The 20,394-nt window shown below is 71.1% G+C and carries 16 protein-coding genes and 1 pseudogene; 13 read left to right on the top strand and 4 right to left on the bottom strand.

Going from position 1 to position 20,394, the window contains the following annotated elements; all coding sequences use genetic code 11:
- Positions 1-109: 109 nt before the first annotated feature.
- Positions 110-604, top strand: a complete 495-nt coding sequence (locus ACSP50_RS25270) for a MarR family winged helix-turn-helix transcriptional regulator (protein WP_014692126.1) — start codon at positions 110-112, stop codon at positions 602-604.
- Here the strand turns inward: ACSP50_RS25270 and ACSP50_RS25275 are convergent.
- Complete coding sequence (locus tag ACSP50_RS25275) at positions 601-1,593, bottom strand: CHASE4 domain-containing protein (RefSeq protein WP_014692127.1); 993 nt, start codon at positions 1,591-1,593, stop codon at positions 601-603. The two genes, ACSP50_RS25270 and ACSP50_RS25275, sit on opposite strands and share 4 nt — an antisense overlap.
- Positions 1,594-1,655: 62 nt before the next feature.
- Between ACSP50_RS25275 and ACSP50_RS25280 the strand changes: the two genes are divergently transcribed.
- The gene (locus ACSP50_RS25280) at positions 1,656-3,260 is read left to right on the top strand and encodes an acyl-CoA dehydrogenase family protein (protein WP_014692128.1); all 1,605 of its coding nucleotides are present in this window, start codon (positions 1,656-1,658) and stop codon (positions 3,258-3,260) included.
- A gap of 107 nt (positions 3,261-3,367) precedes the next feature.
- Here ACSP50_RS25280 and ACSP50_RS25285 read toward each other — a convergent pair whose 3' ends face one another.
- On the bottom strand, positions 3,368-4,816 hold the full coding sequence (locus ACSP50_RS25285; protein ID WP_014692129.1) for a 26S protease regulatory subunit: 1,449 nt from the start codon (positions 4,814-4,816) through the stop codon (positions 3,368-3,370).
- Between the two features lie 134 nt (positions 4,817-4,950).
- Between ACSP50_RS25285 and ACSP50_RS25290 the strand changes: the two genes are divergently transcribed.
- The 11 genes and pseudogenes from ACSP50_RS25290 (at position 4,951) to ACSP50_RS25340 (ending at position 13,890) form a co-directional block, all read left to right on the top strand.
- Positions 4,951-6,468, top strand: coding sequence for a M28 family metallopeptidase (locus tag ACSP50_RS25290; protein ID WP_014692130.1), 1,518 nt, complete (start codon positions 4,951-4,953; stop codon positions 6,466-6,468).
- 462 nt (positions 6,469-6,930) lie between these two features.
- Complete coding sequence (locus tag ACSP50_RS42275; RefSeq protein WP_155123625.1) at positions 6,931-7,068, top strand: hypothetical protein; 138 nt, start codon at positions 6,931-6,933, stop codon at positions 7,066-7,068.
- Positions 7,069-7,123: 55 nt separating this feature from the next.
- The gene (locus ACSP50_RS25300) at positions 7,124-7,927 is read left to right on the top strand and encodes a class I SAM-dependent methyltransferase (RefSeq protein WP_014692131.1); all 804 of its coding nucleotides are present in this window, start codon (positions 7,124-7,126) and stop codon (positions 7,925-7,927) included.
- 322 nt (positions 7,928-8,249) lie between these two features.
- Positions 8,250-8,651: a polyketide cyclase gene (locus ACSP50_RS25305; protein ID WP_043512146.1), complete on the top strand. Its 402-nt coding sequence runs from the start codon at positions 8,250-8,252 to the stop codon at positions 8,649-8,651.
- A 448-nt stretch (positions 8,652-9,099) separates the two neighbouring features.
- Positions 9,100-9,330, top strand: coding sequence for a hypothetical protein (locus ACSP50_RS25310; RefSeq protein WP_014692133.1), 231 nt, complete (start codon positions 9,100-9,102; stop codon positions 9,328-9,330).
- A 152-nt stretch (positions 9,331-9,482) separates the two neighbouring features.
- The gene (locus ACSP50_RS25315; RefSeq protein WP_014692134.1) at positions 9,483-9,929 is read left to right on the top strand and encodes a hypothetical protein; all 447 of its coding nucleotides are present in this window, start codon (positions 9,483-9,485) and stop codon (positions 9,927-9,929) included.
- A 247-nt stretch (positions 9,930-10,176) separates the two neighbouring features.
- The gene (locus ACSP50_RS25320; RefSeq protein WP_014692135.1) at positions 10,177-11,628 is read left to right on the top strand and encodes a cellulase family glycosylhydrolase; all 1,452 of its coding nucleotides are present in this window, start codon (positions 10,177-10,179) and stop codon (positions 11,626-11,628) included.
- A 223-nt stretch (positions 11,629-11,851) separates the two neighbouring features.
- Positions 11,852-12,232, top strand: a pseudogene (locus ACSP50_RS43535) (ArsR/SmtB family transcription factor); the annotation flags it as partial.
- A gap of 215 nt (positions 12,233-12,447) precedes the next feature.
- On the top strand, positions 12,448-13,080 hold the full coding sequence (locus ACSP50_RS25330) for an SRPBCC family protein (RefSeq protein ID WP_014692137.1): 633 nt from the start codon (positions 12,448-12,450) through the stop codon (positions 13,078-13,080).
- Between the two features lie 2 nt (positions 13,081-13,082).
- A complete protein-coding gene (locus tag ACSP50_RS25335; RefSeq protein ID WP_014692138.1) occupies positions 13,083-13,430 on the top strand; it encodes an MmcQ/YjbR family DNA-binding protein in 348 nt (115 codons plus the stop codon).
- Positions 13,431-13,542: 112 nt separating this feature from the next.
- Positions 13,543-13,890, top strand: a complete 348-nt coding sequence (locus ACSP50_RS25340) for a hypothetical protein (protein ID WP_043512149.1) — start codon at positions 13,543-13,545, stop codon at positions 13,888-13,890.
- A 90-nt stretch (positions 13,891-13,980) separates the two neighbouring features.
- Here ACSP50_RS25340 and ACSP50_RS42280 read toward each other — a convergent pair whose 3' ends face one another.
- Entirely contained in the window at positions 13,981-14,133 is a 153-nt protein-coding gene (locus tag ACSP50_RS42280) for a hypothetical protein (RefSeq protein WP_014692140.1), read from the bottom strand.
- Positions 14,130-20,390, bottom strand: coding sequence for a DNRLRE domain-containing protein (locus ACSP50_RS25345; protein WP_014692141.1), 6,261 nt, complete (start codon positions 20,388-20,390; stop codon positions 14,130-14,132). The genes ACSP50_RS42280 and ACSP50_RS25345 overlap by 4 nt, the downstream gene beginning before the upstream one ends.
- Positions 20,391-20,394: the final 4 nt, after the last annotated feature.

A 20,394-nucleotide genomic window follows, 5' to 3' on the forward strand; every position in this document is an offset into this window, starting at 1 on the left:
CCGTTGCTGTCGGACTTGAACCGTCAACTCAAGGTAGGCGCTCGTGACTTGAACCGTCAAGTCAGAAGCATCACAGGCAGAGTTGAGGCGTCAAGCTAAGGTGGTGACCATGAGCACCGACGAGCCGCGCTGGCTGCAGGCCGAGGAGGAGGCCACCTGGCTCGCCATGATCAAGATGCTGACCCGGTTCCCGGCCGCCCTCGACGCCGATCTGCAGCAGACCGCCGGCCTCTCCTTCTTCGAATATCAGGTGCTCGCCGGCGTCTCGATGAAACCCGGGCGCAAGGCCCGGATGAGCGAGCTCGCCGAGTTCAGCGCCTGCTCGCTGTCCCGCCTCTCGCACACCGCCCGCCGCCTGGAGTCCAAGGGCTGGCTCTACCGCGAGCCCGACCCGACCGACGGGCGCTACACGCTCGCCGTGCTCACCGACGCCGGCTGGGACAAGGTGGTGGCCACCGCCCCGGGCCACGTCGCCGAGGTGCGCCGGCTGCTGATCGACGCGCTCACCCCCACGCAGTACCGGCAGCTGCGCCAGATCAGCGAGCGGGTCAACGACGCGATCGGCCACAACCCGTGCCTGGGCGTGCACAACAAGAGCTGCTAGAAGAGCTCCAGGTCCGACCCGCCCCCGCCGGCCGGCTGCTGCCGGTCCCCCAGATCCTCGATCTGCCCGATCGCGTTCTGCACCTGGTTCATCAGCCCGCTGATGGTGTGCTGCTGACCGTCGGCGACCGTGCGGACCTGCCCGATCGCCGCCCGCACGCTGCCGATGGTGTCGGTCATGGTGGCCACCGCCCGGGACACCTCGGTGGCCGACGCGGTCAGCGCGCCCAGCGTCGCGGTGATCCGCTCGGTGCTCTCCGCCGTGTCGACCACCGCGGTGCGCACGCCGATCGGCCCGTACGAGGCGGTCAGGCTGCCGTGCTCGCGGCCGGGGCGCGGCTGTGCCCGTACCGTCAATCGGTCGTTGGTCTTCTCGGTGATCTCGGCGAGCGCGGCGGCGTTGAGCTCGCGGAACAGCAGCAGACCGCCGGACGGACCGCCCGGAGTGCCGGCGTCCGGGTATGCCGGGAAGCCGCAGAACTCGGTGGGCGCGCCGGTCACGCTGGTGAAGCCGCACTTCCCGGTGTCCGCCGAGGCGCCCGGGTCGAACAGCGTGCGCAGCGTCGACGGCTCGCGCAGGGCGCCCGGCAGCGCGGTGTAGGCCGATCCGTCGATCGCCCCGCCGACCCGGACCTCGCCGGTCAGGTCCGTGCCGATCACCGCGGTCATGCCGTACCGCGGACCGACCACCGAACCCGGCACGTCGATCGCGAAATGCGCCTGATCACCACGCCGGATGTCGTCGTACAGCGCGGTCCAGATCGCGTTGGTCATCCCGAAGTCGCTGAGCCGCTGCAACTGGGCGCCGGGAGCGACGCGCAACTCCTCGGCCTCGTCCACGTTCTCGCGCTGCTCCAGGTTGTCGAAGGAACGGATGGTGACCACCCACAGCGGGACATAGGTGACGGCCAGGATGACGGCGATCAGGCTGAGCAGCGGGATCCGGCCGGGCACCCGCAGCCAGACGACGAATCGCTGGAAAGGGGTCACACTCTCACATTAGGCAATTGTCGGACCTCCCGTTCCCGGTTACCGGGTAGTAGGGTGCCGGCGTGACCCACGAGGTGTTCAACCAGCCACCGCCGCTCACCGGATTCGACGTCGCCGCCGACGCCGCGCTGACCGCGGCCCTGGCCCGGGAGGGAGCCGGCTGGCACACCGACGACCTGCACAAACTCGGTTCACTGGCGGGCAGTGAGCAGGTTCAGCGGTGGGCCGAGGAGGCGAACCGGCACGAGCCGCGGCTGCTCACCCACGACCGGTACGGGCACCGCATTGACGAGGTCGACTTCCACCCGTCCTGGCACCGTCTGATGGAGGTCGCGGTCGGCGCGGGACTGGCCGGCGCCGCGTGGGCCGATCCGCGACCCGGCGCGCACGTGGCCCGGGCGGCGAGCTTCTTCGTCTGGTCGCAGCCGGAGGCCGGGCACGGCTGCCCGATCTCGATGACCTACGCGGTGGTCCCGGCCCTGCGCAACAACCCTGACCTGGCAGCGCTCTACGAACCATCGCTGACCAGCCGGTCGTACGACCCGGGCCTGCGCACCCCGGCCGCCAAGAGCGGTCTGCTCGCCGGGATGGGCATGACCGAGAAGCAGGGTGGCTCGGACGTGCGGGCCAACACGACCACAGCGACCGCCACGGGCGCCGGCACCTGGCGGCTGACCGGCCACAAGTGGTTCACCAGCGCGCCGATGTGCGACCTGTTCCTGGTCCTCGCGCAGGCGCCGGGCGGGCTGTCCTGCTTCCTCGTCCCGCGGATCCTGCCGGACGGCACCCGCAACACGTTCCGGATCCAGCGGCTCAAGGACAAGCTGGGCAACCGCAGCAACGCCTCCAGCGAGCCGGAGTTCGACGGCACCGTCGCCTGGCTGGTCGGCGGCGAGGGCCAGGGCGTCCGGACCATCATCGAGATGGTGTCGATGACCCGGCTGGACTGCGTGATCGGCTCGGCCTCCGGGATGCGCGCCGCCCTCGTGCAGGCGATCCACCACGCCGAGCACCGGTCGGCGTTCGGCGGGCCCCTCGTCGACAAGCCGGCGATGCGCGCCGTCCTGGCCGACCTGGCGATCGAATCCGAGGCGGCCACGCTGCTGGCGATGCGGCTGGCCGGGGCGGTCGACCGGCGGGAGGACGCGTTCCGGCGGCTGGCCATCCCGGTCGGCAAGTTCTGGGTCTGCAAGCGGCAGCCGGCCGTGGTCGGCGAGGCCCTGGAGTGCCTGGGCGGCAACGGCTACGTCGAGGATTCCGGGCTGCCCCGGCTCTACCGCGACGCCCCGCTCAACTCGATCTGGGAGGGGTCGGGCAACGTGCAGGCTCTCGACGTGCTGCGCGCCCTGCAGCGCTCACCGGACAGCCTGGAAGCCTTCTTCGCCGAGGTGGACGCCGCCCGCAGCGCCGACCACCGCCTCGACAGCGCCGTCCGTGACCTGCGCAGAGAGCTGACCGACCGGACCGATGTCGAGGTCCGGGCGCGGCGGCTGGTCGAACGCATGGCACTGACCCTGCAAGGCTCGTTGCTGGTCCGGCACGCGCCGTCCGCGGTCGCCGACGCGTTCTGCGCCAGCCGGCTCGCCGGCGACTGGGGCCACACGTTCGGCACACTGCCGACCGGCGCCGACACCGCGGCGATCGTCGAGCGGGCCGCTCCGCACTGACAACCGGGCCGGTTCGCCGCCGGCAGGCCGTGCCGGCGGCCGGCCCGCCCGGTGTGGCCCGAACGGGGGCCACGCGTCACCACCGCGGGCGTCCGGCGGCCACGCCGTCAGACGCTGCCCCGCAGGTTGCGCACCTCGGTGAGCAGCTCCTGCTGGGTGATCGGGTCGGCGGCACCGGTCCGGGCGTCCTGCATGGCCTTGTTCATCTGCACCCGGCGCAGCACCTCCTTGATGTCGGCGCCGGTCATCCCGGTGCTGGCGACGCCGAGCGCGGCCACGTCCAGGTCCTCGGCGAACATCCGGAACGCGCCCCGCTGGTGCGCCGCCACCAGCCCGTCGACCATCTTGCGGAAGATCTCCGCGCGGCTCACCTCGTCGGGCTTCGGCACGCTGATCTTGATGTCGAAGCGTCCGGAACGGATCAGTGACTCGTCGACCCGGGCCGGGAAGTTCGTGGTGGCCACCACGATCACGTTCGGGTTCGCCTCGAACAGGTCGTTCATCTCCTGCTTGAAGATCCCGGCGACCGCGTTCAGCGCCTGACTGGCCGCGTCCCCGCCGGCACCGGCATAGCTGACGATCGAATCGAACTCGTCGAAGAGCATCAGCGTCGGCACCCGGTACCGCCGGGCGTCCCGGAAGATCTGCTTGATGTTGCGCTCCGAACCGCCCAGCCACTTGTCCAGGATCTCCGGGGTGCGGATCTCCCGGAAGTCGGCGCCGATCTCGTTGGCCAGCGCCCGCGACAGCATGGTCTTGCCGGTGCCGGGCGGCCCGTACATCAACAGGCCCTGCGGCCGGCGGGCGCCCCAGCGGGCCATCGCGTCCGGATGCCGGAACGACACCGCGATCTGCCGCAGCTGAGCCACCACGTCGGCCAAACCGCCGACCATGTCCAGGGTCACCTCCTGGGTGGTGACCGGCACCGGCGGCGGGGTCGCCTCCCGGCTGAACACGAACCGCCGCCCGCGCAGCGCGTCCGGGTCGGCCAGCTCGGCCACCGCCTGCAGGGTCAGCGTGACGAACGCCCGCAGGTGGGTCGCGGTCACCTCGTCGCGCGGCACCTCGGCGCGCAGCCGCACCACATCGCCGGCGGCCTCGTGGGTCACCTCGGCCTGCAGGCCGACCCCGGCGTCCGCGAGCACACCGGGCTGCCGGTTCGCCGCCGGGTTGTCGACGCGGTCGAAACCCAGTTTGCGGTACGCCGCGGCCGCCGCCGTCCCCACCCCGTCCACGATCCTGGTGGCCACCGGATCCCCCTCGGCGATCCGCTTCGAGAGCAGCACCCCGATCGGGTCCCGGCCGAGCACCAGTCCGCGCATCCGCTCGGTGGTCATCGGCTCGGCGCCGACGTGCAGCCGCGCGATGAACACGTGCACCGGGCCCGCCGCGGTGTCCCGGCTCGACACGGTCACCTCGGCCCGCTGCACCGGGGCCGGCCACCCCGCCGCATGGTGCACCAGGTCGACCGGGTTCACCCGGGCGGCGGCCAGGATCGTGGACGCGTCGAGCAACTCGACGGTGGCGCCCGCGTACTCGAAGATCTCGCCCTGCATGGAGTTCCTCCGCTTTTCGGCTTTCTCCAGAGTGACACGCGGACGCTTCCACCCGCCTGTTCATCTCGGTTAATCTGCAGGCGCTGATCACCATCGATACCGGTGTTGCTGTCGACTGTGGAGGAAGCACGTTGTTGCGTAAACGCACCCTTGCCGTTCCGTTCGCCGCCGCCCTGACCCTGGCCCTGCTCCCGCAGCCGGCCCGGGCGGTCGACGAGGTCAACACGAAGAAGCTGCGGGACGCGGTCACCGTCGCCGGGATCCTCGGCCACGAACGTGTCCTGCAGCGGATCGCCACCCAGAACGGCGGGACCCGCGCCTCGGGCACCCCCGGCTTCGCGGCCAGCGCCGCGTATGTCGGTGACGTGCTGAGGAAGGCCGGCTACCAGGTCACCGAGCAGAAGTTCACCTTCCCGTTCTTCCGCGACCTGAGCCCGGCGCAGCTCACCCCGGTCACCCCGGCCGGCCCGGCCTACCCGACGAACACCCTCACCTATTCGATCAGCGGCGACGTCACCGGCCAGGTGGTTCCCGCCCTCAACAACGTGCTGCCGCCCACCCCCGCGCCGAGCTCCACAGCCGGCTGCGCCCCCGGCGACTTCACCCGCGCCTCGGCCACCGCCCCGCAGATCGCCCTGATCCAGCGTGGCGGCTGCAACTTCGCGGTCAAGGCGGCGAACGCGGCCGCCGCCGGCTACGACGCGGCGATCATCTTCAACGAGGGCCAGCCCGGCCGCACCGACCTGTTCCAGGGCACCCTGGGCGACCCGTCGGCGATCCCGGTCGTCGCGCTGAGCTTCGCCGACGGCAGCGCCCTGGCCGCCGCGCCGGGCATCGTGCGGGTCCAGACCAACACGGAGATCAACCTCGCCGCCAGCACCAGCAACATCATCGCCGACTATCCCGGCGGTGACCCGAACCGGGTTCTGGTGGTCGGCTCGCACCTGGACTCGGTGGTCCCCGGCCCCGGCATCAACGACGACGGCAGCGGCACCGCCCAGGATCTGGAGATCGCCGTCCAACTCGCCAAGCTGAAGACGAAAACCCACCAGAAGGTCCGTTTCGCCTTCTGGGGTGCCGAGGAGGCCGGCCTGCTCGGCTCCACCTACTACGTGTCGCACCTGTCCGACACGGACCTGAGCCACATCTTCGCCAACCTGAACTTCGACATGGTCGCCTCCCCGAACTACGTCCGCTTCGTCTACGACGGCGACGGCTCCGCCACCGGCACCGCGGGCCCGTACGGTTCCGACCAGATCGAGAACCTGTTCACCACCTACTTCACCGCCCAGGGCCTGCCCACCGCCCCGACCGCGTTCGACGGCCGCAGCGACTACGGCCCGTTCATCGCCGCCGGCATCCCCGCCGGCGGCCTGTTCAGCGGCGCCGAGGGCGTGAAGACCGCCGAGGAGGCCACCGTCTACGGCGGCACCGCCGGCAAGCCCTATGACGCCTGCTACCACCAGGCTTGCGACAACATCAACAACCTGAACCCGAAGGCTCTCAACGAGTTCGCCGACGCCGCCACCCACGCCGTCCTCACCCTGGCCAAGACCAAAACCGGCTTCTACCCGGACGGCAGCCTCCGCGCCGCCCGCCGCACCGCCACCCCCGCCAACTCCCTCTACCGCGGCGACGACCTGGTCCGCTAACCCACCTCCACCCGACCCACTCACCGCCGGCGGGCACAACTCTTGATCCACGGTTCCACCGTTCCCGCCGGCGGCCACAACACTTTGATCCGCCCCTCCGTTCCCGCCGCGGGCCGCAACAACCTGATCCGCGGACCCACCGCTCCAGCCACCCGACTCACCGGCCGACGGCGGGCACAACCGGCGATGGCGACCCGATCTACACGTGCAGCTCCGTTGACCGTGGCCCACTTGCCCAGCCCGCCGGCCGCCTGACGCGCTGATAGCCGAGCCCAGCCACCTGCAAGTGGCTGGGCTCTCGCTATTGATCCCAGACCGGCTGCAGGAACGGAACTGCGCCAGGACCGTCATAGTTCGACGCCCAGACCCGTTGCGGTCCCCAAACCAACGCTGGCGGGGCGACCAATAGGCCCGACGCGACGGGCCGATGGAGCGGGTTCGGTGGGGCGAGTCGGTGATGCCGTGCCGGTGGCACGAGGCGACCGGCGGCACCAGCACGTCCGCCTCGGCGCCGCCGTCCCGCTCGGCCCGGGCGTCCGGGCGTCCGGGCGTCCGGGCGTCCGGGACGGAGACCACCACCCGGCCGGCCCGGGCCGGTAGGGCGGGGTGTGGAAAATCGGTCGCCGGTTGGGCCGGCGGGCGCGACGATTCCTGAATGGACGAGGCGACGACGCACATCGTGACGTACTACGAGACGCGGTACGAGGAGGCGACCCGCCTGGAGCGACGCCCGCAAAGCCGGCTGGAACGCATCCGCACTCTCGAACTGCTCCGCGAGGTGCTGCCCGCCGCACCCGCCCGGATCCTCGACGTCGGCGGTGGCCCGGGGGCTTATGCGCGCGAGCTCCTCGCCGACGGTCACCACGTCCGCCTCGTCGACCTGGTCCCGGCGCACGTCGACCAGGCCCGGGCCGGCCATCCCCCGATCGATGCGGTCGTCGGCGATGCTCGTTCGCTGCCTGAGCCCGACCGGTCGCAGGACGCCACCCTGCTCCTCGGCCCGCTCTACCACCTCCACGACCGCGCCGACCGGATCCGTGCGATCCGTGAGGCCATCCGGGTGACCCGCCCCGGCGGCCCCATCGCGGTCGCGGCCATCAGTCGTTTCGCCGGTCCCCTCGATTTCACCGCCACCGCCCGATTCGACGACCGGACCCTGGCCGAGGCCCGCCGCCTGCTCACCGACGGCGTCAACGACACATCGATCGGTTTCACCCACGCCTACTTCCACCGCATCGCGGAGCTGACCGCCGAGTGCCAGGAGGCCGGCCTCACCGACGTGGTGGTCCACGGCGTCGAAGGCCCCGGCTGGCCCGCCGCCGAGGCCGCCCAGCACGGCCCACACGCCGAGTCGGTCTTCCAGGGCGCCCTCCACCTGGCCCGCCTCTACAGCACCGAACCCGAACTGGTCGCCGTCAGCAGCCACCTCCTCGCCCTGGGCTCCTGCCCCCACCAGTGATCGCCGTGACCCCGTCCCGGCCGGCCTCCCCGCACCCGTGGTCGGCCGTTCCCCCACCCTGGCCGGCCTCCTTTCACCGTGACCCGCCGTACCCCACCCCGGCCGGCCTCCTTTCACCGTGACGCGCCGTTCCCCCAACCCGGTCGGTCTCCCCGGACCACGGCCGGCCTCCCCGGACCACGGCCGGCGCCATCCATGCTTTTCACTGGTCGAACGATGCCAGGTCCACAGATACGGACTGTGCCCGTCGGTGATGGCTCCGCCAGGGGTGAATACATCGATGAACGCGAGAGCGATCAGGTGGCATGCGATGATGTGAGCCGTGGCAACCGAGTCCCGGCATGTGGCTGAGCACATCGACCGTCCCGCCCGGGACGTGTATGAATACGCCTCGGAACCGGCCAACCTCGCGCACTGGGCGCCCGGCCTGGGCGGCTCCGTGCGCCTGGAGGACGGACGCTGGCTGGTCGACGTGCCGGACGGCGGCGTCGCCGAGGTGGTATTCGTGCCCCGTAATGACCTCGGTGTGCTGGATCATGAAGTACACCTCCCCGATGGTGCGATCGTCTACGTTCCGCTCCGGGTGATCGCCGACGGCGACCACTCCGAGATCGTTTTCACGGTTCGCCGTGCCGTCGGGATGACCGACGACATGTATGACAGGGACATCGCGGCTGTGGCCGCTGACCTGGGCCGGCTCAAGCAGATCCTGGAGAGCCGCTGACCGCGATGCGGTGACCCGGCCCGGCCATGCCGAGCGCTGCGTTTGCGTTCATGCGCCCAGTGTTGCCGGCGCAGCCCGGCCGGAACACCAGGCAGACCCCCGAAACGAACACCGGGTTATCCCGCAAATAAGGTCGGGGGCTCGCCAGGTGTCGCACTGCACCTAGCGCTTCGTAGCCTCGCTGCATGACCGCCGAACCAGCGATCCTCTCGATCAAGTCATCCACAGGTGGCGACACGAGGCCGTCCCCTGGCCTCCGCACGCCTCATCGCGAGACCCCGGAGCAGCGAAAATGTCGCTCCCCGGCTTCCTGCAGTACGCCTATCCTCCGCCCCGTTCGTCACCCACGACCGGGAGAAGGCACTCGCCGGGTCGCTGTGATGCGTTCCGGGAAGTTTGAACAGCTTGCCGCCCCGCGGAGATCTATCTGCGCCGGGCGACCGCGTTCGTGGCCGATTTCGCGGGTCTCAGCAACCGGCTGCCCGGCACCGTCCAAGGCGACGTGATCGAGGTGTTGGGCGAGCGGCTGCCACTGGTCGCACCACACACAGGCGGGATCGCCACGGCGCTGGTGCGACCGGAGTCGATCAGTATCGTCCCTGATCCGGACGGATCGGGGCGGGTGCTGACGGCCAGCTTCCCGCGGCCGATCGGCCGGGTCACGATCACCTCCCGGTGATCACCGGGAGGTGGCGCAGGAGGGCGGGACCGAGCTGGGCGAGCTGGCGCCGGGCATCGCGGTGCGACTCACGCTGCGTCCGGTTCCGGTTGCTCTGGAGTGAAATCTACATAGGGCTTGACCCGCGCGTATCCACGTCTACCGTTCTGGGTATGAGCGACGAGGAGTTCATCCACACGGCCCTCGTCGTGGCGTTCACGGCGGACTCGGGCCACCCCCGGGGCCTGCAGCACGCCATTGACGAGATCTACCGCCTGCTGCACGAGGCCCCGGCGGGCCATCCCGATCTCGTCATCGGGTGGGGTGTTCTCTTCGATCTGCTCCAGGAGCAGGCTGAACAGTCCGGCGACCTCGGCGACTGGGATGCGCTCGTCGACGCGGGCGGCTGCATGGTCCTGGTCGCCGAGCCGGGCACCGAGCTGGCCGTTCGGGCCTGGCGACGGCAGTGGCAGGCGCTGCTGCTACGCCACCAGGCGACCCGGGATCCGGCCGACCTGCGGGATGCGAAGGTGGCCGCGACGGCCCTCGCCGCCGCGGCCGCCGCCGTGCCACCGTCCCCGCATCAGCCACGGCCGCGCCGACTCTGGCGCTGCGACTGATCCGCGAGGGCCGCCGGTCGCAGGCGGTACCCCCGGCGACCCCGGTAGGCGCCGCGCTGACACAGCCCGCACACCGGGCGACGGCATGACGCCGCGATTGAACGTGACCACCGAAGCGTGAGCTGGGCGAAGATGCGGCGGGGTGATTGATCCGGGGGCGCTGTTTACACGTATTCCCGGGCACGTTACAGTCGCCACCTCGATATGGGAGCGCTCCCAAGTATTCTTCCCCAAAGGTGACGCAGCGTTGAAGCGTAGCTTGAAACTGATCCTGGCCTCGGCGCTCGCCGCGGCTACCGTGGGCACGGTGGCGTTCTTCGCACTGCCGGCCAGTGCCGAGGCCGCCTCGTTCACGGTGACCAACTCGTGGAGCACCGGCTACCAGGGTGAGGTCACGGTCAGCAACCCGGCCTCCTCGAAGATCAACACCTGGAAGGTGCAGCTCACCCTGCCGGCCGGCTCGACGATCGGCCAGGCGTGGAACGCCACCCTCGCGACCGGCGGCCAGACCTTCACGTTCACCCCGGCCGGCTGGAACGGGACGATCGCCGGCGGCAGCGCGACCAGCTTCGGCTTCGTCGTCACCGGAACCGGGCGGCCCACCTCGTGCACGGTCAACGGGCAGGCCTGCACCGGCCTGACCGGGGCGCCGTCCGCGACCGCCACGAGCGCGCCGGGCAAGACGCCGACCAGCGCGCCGGCGACCGCCACGGGCGCCCCCAAGCCGAGCGCGACGACCGCTTCCCCGACCCGGACGGCCACCGCCGGCGGCACGCCGCTGGCCGCGAACGGGCAGCTCAAGGTCTGCGGCGCCGGACTGTGCAACCAGAACGGCAAGAAGATCCAGCTGCGCGGCGTGAGCAGCCACGGCATCCACTGGTTCCCCGGCTGCTACACCGGTGCGGCGATGGACGCCCTGGCCACCGACTGGAACGCGGACCTCTTCCGGATCGCGATGTACGTGCAGGAGGGTGGTTACGAGTCCGACCCGACCGGGCAGACCGCCAAGGTGAACAGCCTGGTCGACATGGCCGAGGCCCACGGGATGTACGCGCTGATCGACTTCCACGTCCTCAACCCGGGCGACCCGAACCTCAACCTGGCCCGGGCCAAGGAGTTCTTCGCCAAGGTGGCGGCGCGCAACGCGGCCAAGAAGAACGTGATCTACGAGATCGCCAACGAGCCCAACGGGGTCAGCTGGGCCGGCATCAAGAGCTACGCCGAGCAGGTCATCCCGGTGATCCGGGCCAACGACCCGGACGGCATCGTGATCATCGGCACCCGCGGCTGGTCGTCGCTGGGCGTGTCAGAGGGCTCCTCGTCGGCGGAGATCATCGACAACCCGGTCAACGCCACCAACATCATGTACGCGTTCCACTTCTACGCCGCGTCGCACAAGGACGACTATCGCGCCGAGGTGCAGAAGGCGGCCGCCTCGATCCCGCTGTTCGTCACCGAGTTCGGCACGGTCAGCGCCAGCGGCGACGGGGCGGTCGACACGGCCGGCACCACCGCCTGGCTCGACCTGCTGGACAAACTGAAGATCAGTTACGCGAACTGGAACTTCGGCGACAAGGCGGAGGGCAGCTCGATCCTGAAGCCGGGGTCGTGCAACGCCGGGGCGTTCTCCGGCACCGGCGCCCTCACCCCGTCGGGCCAGCTGATCCGCTCCCGGATCCGCACGCCCGACGACTTCTGACCACCCTTCCCACCAGGATGGTCAGGCGCCGCCGACACCGGCGCCTGACCATCCCCACCGGGGCACGAGCAATACCGTTCACCGTCTCCGGTCCGCCCTCCCCTGCGTGCGGACCGCTCGAACCGGGCCGGGCCCTGACCCCGGCCCGGTCTTCGGGCCTCCTGGGACGGGTCGATCCCTAAAAGAGCTCCCTTATATAAGGCAACTTTGATAGGATGCGCTGGTGCATGCGTTCGACGTGCTTGGGGATCCGGTGCGGCGGCGGATCATGGAGGTGCTCGCGGACGGCGAGCAGACTTCCGGCGCCGTGACCGCGGTGATCCGCGCCGAGTTCGGCATCTCCCAGCCCGCCGTCTCGCAGCACCTCAAGGTGCTGCGAGACAACGGTTTCGCCACGGTGCGCCCGGATGGAGCCAGGCGGTTGTACGCGGTGGACGACACCGCGCTGCGACAGGCCGACGAGTGGCTGGGGCGGTTCCGGCGATTCTGGACGCCGCACCTCGCCGCGATGGCCACCGAGGTGGCCCGGGGCAAACGACTGCGCCGCTTGGCCGCCCCCGACGACCAACCCGGAACCACTCCCGACCAACGACTGCGCCGCCCGGCTACCCCCGAGGACCAACCCGGGGCCGATCGACTGCGCCGCCCCGCTACCCCCGAGGACCAACCCGGGGCCGATCGACTGCGCCGCCCCGCCACCCCCGAGGACCAACCCGGGGCCGATCCCGGTAGACGCCGTGCGGCCGTCCGACGCCCACCGGCCCCGGCCGCTTCCGACCGCGGAGGGCCGGGCGCCTCCGACGACTATCAGGAGCTTCGATGATTGATGCCAGTGAGCAGATCAACCGGACCCGGCGTACGTTGGCGGGGCGCACCCTGCAAGCCGGTGAGGCCCGGGTGCTGACGATCAGCCAGGTTTACGACACCGGGCTCGACGACCTGTGGGAGGTGGTGACCACGGCGGAGCGGCTCGAGCGCTGGTTCCTGCCCATCTCCGGTGAGTTGCGCGAGGGCGGGAAGTATCAGTTCGAGGGGCAGGCCGGCGGGACCATCACCCGCTGTGACCGACCGCATGTCCTCGCCCTGACGTGGGAGTTCGCCGGTCAGGTGAGCTGGGTCGAGATCAGGCTGACGCCGGAGGGGGACGAACGGACCCGGTTCACCCTGGAGCACACCGCGCCGGTCGACGAGCACTGGGACCGGTTCGGACCGGGTGCGGTCGGGATCGGCTGGGAAATGGGGCTGCTCGGGCTCTCGATGCACGTGGCGGCGCCGGACGCGCCGCGCGACAACGCGGCGATCGCGGCGTGGACCGCTTCCGAGGATGCCCAGAGGTTCATGCGGCTGAGCGGGCAGGCCTGGGCGGAAGCGGACATCGCGGCCGGCACCGATGCCGCGGAGGCCCGGGCGCGGGCGGCCAACACCTACGCCGCGTACACGGGGGTGGAGTGATCATGGATGCCGAGACGCTGAAGAAATACTGCCTGGACAAGCCGGGCGCGTGGCCGGACCAGCCGTGGGAGGGCGACGTCGTGGCCAAGGTCGGGCCGAAGATCTTCGCGTTTCTCGGCAGCACCGGCGAGACGGTCGGGGTCAAGTGCGGCAAGGGACGTGACCTGGCCGACGAGTGGCTCGCGCGGTATCCGGAGGATGCCACGGCCAGCGCCTACATCGGCCGGCACGGCTGGAACACGCTGCGGCTGCGGGGTGCGATCCCGGCCGAGGAGATCCTCGAAGCGGTGGACGCGTCCTACGACGCGGTGGTGGCGTCGCTGCCGAAGAAGGACCGGCCGACCGGGTGAGGTTTCAGCGCCCGGGCTCGTCGGCGGGCGGCGGCGGAGTGGGCTGGACGGCCCATGAGGTGCCGGAGGATGCCCCGTGCATCGATGGCGGCGCCCTGCCATCGTGACAACCGTGGACTCCTTGGGCCCGGGCGCCGACTACATGTACGCGATGACCGCGATCGGGCTGTTCCTGATGCCTTGGGTCATGGCCGGCCTGGGGGTGCTCAGCGGCGCCGGGCGCACCGCCCGGTCCCGGGCCGCCGGCCGGCTGACCGCGTTGCTGCTGCTGATCTGGTTCGTCGCGTCCTTCGTGATCGCCCAGTGGGACACCGACCAGGGCTACTTTCTGGCCGACGTGGTCGGTGGCGGTTTCTGCGTGCTGACCTGGCTGCTGGTTCCCTGGTTGGTCAGCTTCCTGGTCACCCGGTGGCGCCGGGCCCGGCGTCGCTCCGGCGGATCACCGGGGGCCGCGGCCTGATCCGCCACGGACCACACGGTCGCCACCGACGGCCGGCAAGGCTCGGGCCGGGCCGCTGGTGTGCGGCCCGGCCCCAACCCTGCACTGCTGTCACCTACCGCGCGACAGGGCGCTCAACCCCCCGGCGAGCAGGATCAGGAACAGGCCGGGGAACAACGACGGCCCGCCGAACAATGCCCAGATCGCCAGGGCGAGGCCGGTCAGGCCACAGATCACGGCGACCGTTCGGAGAGTGCTCGTCATCGGGCCCAGCACCAGAACGCACCGCCGTACCAGGGATAGGTGTAGTGGAACCCGACGCCCCGATCGTTCCAGTCGCAGAGCCAGATGCCACCGCCCATGGCGGCGAGCAGGGCCGCGATCGCCCCGCCGGTCACTCCGCCGATTCCCGTCCAGGACGTGAGCTCGGCGGCCGCCCAGGCCACCCCGGATCCGGCGGCGAAGCCGCGCATCAGCCGGTTGGTCGCCCATTCGGTGAGGTAGAGGCTGATTCCCCACCAGTGCCGGGAGAAGCCACCGTGCCGTTTGAGACCGGTGACGTCGAACGAGTTGATCGGATCACTGGGATAGTCGTACGCGTTCTGGTTGCCACCGGCGACCGGGTCGACGGTGAGGAACCGCCCGCTGGCCGGGTTGTAGAGCCGCGCGCCCATCAGGACCAGGGACGCCACCGCGTCGGTGGACCGCTGTGCGCCGCCCAGCCAGTTGTAGCGCCCGTTCAGCGTGCCGTCCCGGGCGGTGCCGTATTCGGTGGACTCGAAGTATGCCGTGGCGCTGGCCCCCGTGGTGTCGGTGGCGGTCGGCACCTGGTCGGGGACGGTGGCGACGACGTCACCGTGCAGGTTGGTCAGTTCGAGCGTGGCGACCGCGTCGGAGCCGTGCACCGCCGCGAGTCTGCCGTCCAGGCCGATGATGTTGCGGGCCCAGGCGGCGGTGGCGCCACCGTCTGCCGACACGGTGAGGTACGACGGTGAGTCGGAGTTGTTGGCGTAGTGGTTGACGGTGCGCCTGGTTTCCGCCCCGGAGGTGGTGTCGACCACCTGCCGGTACCGGCGGGCCGGGTCCAGGGTGAACGTCTTGCCCGCGGTCCCCTGGGTCATGCTGACCGGCATGTCGGTGTCCTGGTAGGCGACGGTCAGCGCGCTGCTGCCCGAGGCCAGCCCGGCGGCGGGGACGGTGAGGGTCCGGCCCAGCTGGTCGTAGGTGTATCCGGCGGTGGTGATCCGGTTGGCGGTGTCATAGGTGCTGGTGCTGGTGCCGGCGGCGGTCGTCGTCTGGCAGCCCCCGTCGGCGGTGGCCGCGTAGCTGGCCAGGCTCGTCCGGTCGGACTGTTTGTCGAACCCGTACCGGCGGGTGACGCAGGAGCCGTCGGTGGTGTCCTGTACCTCGGTGAGCCGCTTGGCGTTGTCGTAGGTGTAGTCCTGGGCCGACAGCGGTGACTGCGCGTGCACCGTCTGCCCGTCCGGGTTGGCGACCGTGGAGAACTCGATCGTGCCGGCGGTGCCACCGGAATAGGTGGGCAGCTGGTACGACAGGCTCGTCGGCTGACCGGTGTTGTCGAAGTGATAGGCGGCGGTCGTCCCGTTCGGGTAGGACTGCACGGTCATCTTCCCGGCCGCGTCATAGCCGGCGGTGAAGGTCGACGGGGCGTTGTCCATCCCGGCGTTCATCCCGACGAGCAGGCCGCGGTGCTCGGTGCCGGAGTCGTAGGTGTAGGTGGTGGTGCGCACGTCCACGAAGCGGGTGGTGTGCCCGTCGAGGTCGTACCCGTAGGTGCTCACCGCGCCGTCGGCGTCGGTGTAGCTGGCCTGCCGCCCGATGGCGTCGTACGTGCTGGTCAGCACCGCTGAACCCTGGGTCGTCGTGGCCGGCAGCCCGGTCGCGGGATCGTAGGTGCGCCCGGTGGCGGTGACCGCCGCGGAGCCCGGCAGTCCGGTGACGCTCAGGCTGGTCCCGGTGCTGCGGCCCACCCCGTCGTAGCCGGTGGTGGTGGTACGCACGACGGCACCGGAGGTCTCGGTGACGGTGAGCGGCTGCCCGTACAGGTTGTACGTGTAGGCCTTGGACGGCACCGCGTACCCGGTCGAGGGCGCGCCGCCGGGATCGGTCCGGCACACCATCCCGGCCCAGGACGGCTTCCCGCCACACGCCGGATAGGTCGTGTTCGAGCCTGTCGTGTAGTACGTGGTGACGGTGGTGTCGGCGTCGGTGGCGGAGCCGCCGGGAAGCCGGGACTCCACCACCCGGCCCGCGGCGTCGTACCGCGTCTGCCGGGTCAGGTCGGCCGCCGAGGCGCTGCTGCCCAGCCAGGTGGTCTCCGTGGTGGGGGTGTGCAGCACCCAGCCGGACGTGTTGCCGGTCGCCGATGAGCCGTCGATGGGGTTGTAGCCGGTCACCGTCGTCCTGGTGTCCGCCGCGGTGGTGACCGAGCCGTCCAGCGCCACCGGGCCGGTCACCGTCCTGGTCACCAGGTGGTACGCGTCGGTCGTGGGCGCTCCGGCGTCGTAGGTGTAGTCGGTCCGCAGGCGGATCGACGCCACCGTCCCGTCGGCGAGTCGGGCCGGATGCGCCGGCCCGAGCGTGCTGAGCAGGTCGACACCGTCCGCGTCGTAGACGCTGGTGCTGGCCAGCAGGTTGGCCCGGGCCGCCGAGGAGCTCTGCGACGCCACGTACGGGTCGGTGTCCGCGGTGGGGCTCAGGGCCTGGGCGCGGTTGCCGGCGGTCAGCGACCAGATCTCGTCACCGTCGGTGTCGTAGCGGGTGGCGTCGATCTGCCACGCCGACGCGCCGTATCCGGCGACGTCGACGACGCGGCCGTCGACGTCGGCGTACGTCACCGACCCGTACGGCCAGTCGGCCGCGGCCGGGGCGTAGGCGCCGGTGGCCTTGTCGGCGGCCGGCACGTGGGACGCGGGGAAGACCGCGGCTCCCGAGTACGCCAGGTCGGTGGTCTGTCCCCAGCCCGCGGCGGCCGTCCCGGAGACGTCGGGCGCGCCGCCCAGGCCGGAGACCGGCAGGTCGTAGGCGACCGCCCGGGTGGCCACGCCGTTCGCGGGGTCGTTGCGGGACACGCCGGCGAGCCGGCCCCGGTTGTCGTAGCTCAGCGTCCACGGGTTGAGGCCCGCGGGCGTGATGGTGGCGATCCGGCCGGCGGCGTCGTAGCCGTACCGGATCTTCAGCGGGGTCGTGTCCCGCGGGTCCCAGGCGGCACGCAGGTGCCCGGTCGAGTCGTAGAGGTAGGCCGCGACCGGTTTGGTGACCATGGTGGCGGCAGCCGGGTCGTAACCGGTCCAGGAGACGCCCGACAGCAGGCCGTTGTAGGTGCCCCAGCCGGCCTCGTCGGTGCTGGACGCGGTGGTACCGGTGGCGTACGTCAGCCGCAGCGCGCTGCAGCCCGCCGCGTTGAACGAACCGGTCGTGCAGGTGACGCCGGTCGGCGCCGGAGCCAGGATGGTGGTCACCCGGCCGTTGCCGTCGCGGGCGTACGCCGTCTCGCCCTCCTTGCCGGGCTCGTCGATCCAGGCCACCGTCCAGATGCCGGTCGAGGTTCTGGTCCAGGTGGTGACGGTGCCGCCGGCATCGGTCAACTGCCAGCCGGTGTACGCGGTGGTGTCGGCCGGATCCGCCGGGTTGGTGATCGACGTCGACCGGGTCAGGACGGTGCCGTCGTTCGCGCCGCCCACCCCCCGGTAGGCGCCGGACGACTGCTTGACGTAGACCGCTTCGGTACCGTCGGCGTGCTGGAGGGTCACCGAGCCCGACACCGAGTTGTCGAGCAGCACGGCGTCGCCGGCGCCGGCGTCCGCGCCGGGCAGCGAGGCCCGCCAGCCGGGGCCGAAGACCCCGGACGGGCCGTTGGAGGCGGCGGCGGGGACCAGGCTCGTCGCGGTACGGCCGATGCTGAGCCCACCGACCGACGAGTCGCCCGCCGACACCTGGAAGTCGCCGGTGGTCAGCGACACCGTGCCGGGGCCCAGGTCGCTGGTGGCGGCGTTCTGCCCGAAGGTGGTCACCGCGAGGGTGAAGACCCGCTCCGCCGAGTAGCCGGTGCTCCCGGACGCGGTGGTGAACCTGGCCCGCACCCGCAGTGCCCCGTCCGGCTCACCGGCGGCGGCCAGGGTCGCGGCCACGTTCCAGTTGTATCCGGTGAAGGAGACCAGTGGGCCGGCGGCGGTGCCGGTCAGCGGCCACGCCGTGATCGGCGTCGACGACCCGGCCGGGGTGACGTCGGCGGTCGGCAGGTCGGTCCAGGTGGTCCCGGTGGTGCCGGCGGCCCACTGGTAGGTGACCCCGGTGTAGGCCGAGCCGGTGGAGGCGGACAGGGCCACGCCCTTGGCCGTGGAGGCACCCGGCTCGGGGCTCAACACCCCGCCCGCACCGACCCCGAAGATGTAGGCGGTGGTGCCGGTGGACAGGTGCAGGGCGGTGTCCCGGGACCGTGCGTAGAGCGTGTGCCAGCCCGGGGTGGTGGCGATCGTGGACACCGTCACGGCGGCGCCGGTGTTGCTGCTGTCGGCGGCCAGGTTCGGGGCCGACGGGTCGTCCAGACCCCAGTAGTAGCCGGCCCCGTCGGCCGCGGTCGTGTCGATCGCGCAGGACGTCGTGGCGCCGACCTGCGCGGTCCAGGTGCCGGCCGGGTACGCACCGCAGGCAATCGACGGCTCGGCCGGCGTGTCGGTGTTGAGCAGGAACTTCGTGGCGGTGGTGGCCGACAGCGAAGCCGGCGTCCAGGCCGAGTAGTCGTAACCGCCCGCGCCGTTGGTGACCCGTGCCCGGGTCTGGTACATCACGTGCGTGTTGTTGGTCAGCACGCCGGCCGGTACGGCCACCGTGGCGGTCGAGCCGGGGGTCACCGCGGTCGAGGTCAAGGTGGTGATCTCGCCGGTGCCTTCGCCGGTGTTGTTGACGTCGTGCGACAGCTTCACCTGCAGGGTGACCTTGCCACCGTCGGCGTTGGCGAGCTTGGCGGAGAACTTCGGGGTCAGTGAGGTCGAGAAGATCCGCGCGCCGCCGGTGTTGCTGTCGCTGGTGGTGCCGGCGACCCGCGGGGAGAAGGTGACGCTGCCCGGCGTTCCCGGGTAGGTGTTGTAGACCACCGACATGGTGGGATAGTGCGCCGAACTGGTGCAGCTCGTCGCGCCGGTCGCGTCCACGTTCATCGCGCAGAAGTACTTGGTGTAGGTCGTGTCGGTCTCACTGCCCGCCTTGAGCAGCATGCCGTAGTCGGCCAGCTTGCCCGACACCCAGGCCTGGACCATGTTCGTCACCGGCACGGTGCCGGTTCCGTTGGCGCAGCCGAGATCCTCGTTGCCGAAGGCGAACGACGACGACGCGCTGTACGCCGACGAGGTCGAGTACGACGGCTGGTTCGCCCAGGTCGCGCTGGTCATCGTGTAGTTCTCGGTGATCGGGTAGGCCGCCATCGACCGCGCCGAGCAGGTGCCCGAGTAGTTCGTCCAGAGCTTGAGCGCCGCGGAGGTGACGTGGGCGCCGGCCGGGATGCTGCCGGTGGTGTTGAACCGCACCAGCGACCGCCGGATGTTGCCGTTGGTGGAGTTGCCGATGCGCAGGTCACTGTCGGACACGTGCGAGTCGGAGTCCGCCTCGGTCACGTAGGTGTCACCGTACCGGGACACCGACGACACGGCGGGGTCGATCCACACCGGGTACACGGTGGCCGGATCGTCGAGGAACGACTTGCCCGCGCTGAGGTCGACGTACTGGGTGCCGTCGGTGTCGGTCGCCAGCGTCACGGGGACCCGCTGGATCTGCGTGTGCTCCTCGTTGATCACCTGGGACGAGTACATGCGCGGCGTCGGCATGGTGTAGAGCACGGTGGAGGTCGCTCTGCCGGATTCGGTCGCGACGAACCGGTAGCCGCCGGTGCCGTCGGCGACCATGGTCATTCCGGTGGCGTCGAACCCGAGCCGCAGTTTGGGCACGCCGGCCGGCCGGGCCAGCAGCTTCAACGACTGTTCGAAGCCGTCCGAGGTCGCCGTCAGCACCAGCTGCTCGTTGTCGGTGAGCTGGTAGACGGCACTGTTGCCGCTGATCGCCGGCGCGGGCAGCGACTTCGCCCAGCGCAGGTCGACGGCCCGGCGGCCGTTGTCGAGGGTCACCGCGGGGCCGTCGCCACCGGCGGAGAACACCACGTTCGCGGGCGACACCCGGGGCGCGTACCCGCCGCCGACCTTGACGAGGTGGTAGTCCACCCCGGCCCAGGAGCCGTCCCGCTGCCTGACCCGCACGGGCGCCGGCGTGACCTCGGAGCGCAGCGATCCGTCGGGACGCACGTACGTCAGGGTGGTCGCCGACGTCTCCCCGGTCACCAGGATGTCGCGGCCGGTGGCCTGCGCCGCCAGGAAGGCCGACACCTTGTCGGGGCGCTCGGCCTTGTCCGGACGTGCGGGGGATGCCGGGGCCGCGACGGCCGGCGAGGCCGACCAGGGGGCCGCGAGGCCGGCCGCCGTCACCAGCAGGACGGTTCCGTACGCCAGCATCCGG

The organism is Actinoplanes sp. SE50/110 (assembly GCF_900119315.1).
Taxonomy (GTDB): domain Bacteria; phylum Actinomycetota; class Actinomycetes; order Mycobacteriales; family Micromonosporaceae; genus Actinoplanes.

Bases quoted from the DNA above. Each gene is read 5' to 3' on its own strand.
- ACSP50_RS25270 (WP_014692126.1), top strand. From the start codon at position 110: ATGAGCACCGACGAGCCGCGCTGGCTGCAGGCCGAGGAGGAGGCCACC.
- ACSP50_RS25285 (WP_014692129.1), bottom strand. From the start codon at position 4,816: ATGCAGGGCGAGATCTTCGAGTACGCGGGCGCCACCGTCGAGTTGCTC.
- ACSP50_RS25300 (WP_014692131.1), top strand. From the start codon at position 7,124: ATGGACGAGGCGACGACGCACATCGTGACGTACTACGAGACGCGGTAC.
- ACSP50_RS25315 (WP_014692134.1), top strand. From the start codon at position 9,483: ATGAGCGACGAGGAGTTCATCCACACGGCCCTCGTCGTGGCGTTCACG.
- ACSP50_RS25330 (WP_014692137.1), top strand. From the start codon at position 12,448: ATGATTGATGCCAGTGAGCAGATCAACCGGACCCGGCGTACGTTGGCG.
- ACSP50_RS25335 (WP_014692138.1), top strand. From the start codon at position 13,083: ATGGATGCCGAGACGCTGAAGAAATACTGCCTGGACAAGCCGGGCGCG.
- ACSP50_RS42280 (WP_014692140.1), bottom strand. From the start codon at position 14,133: ATGACGAGCACTCTCCGAACGGTCGCCGTGATCTGTGGCCTGACCGGC.
- ACSP50_RS25345 (WP_014692141.1), bottom strand. From the start codon at position 20,390: ATGCTGGCGTACGGAACCGTCCTGCTGGTGACGGCGGCCGGCCTCGCG.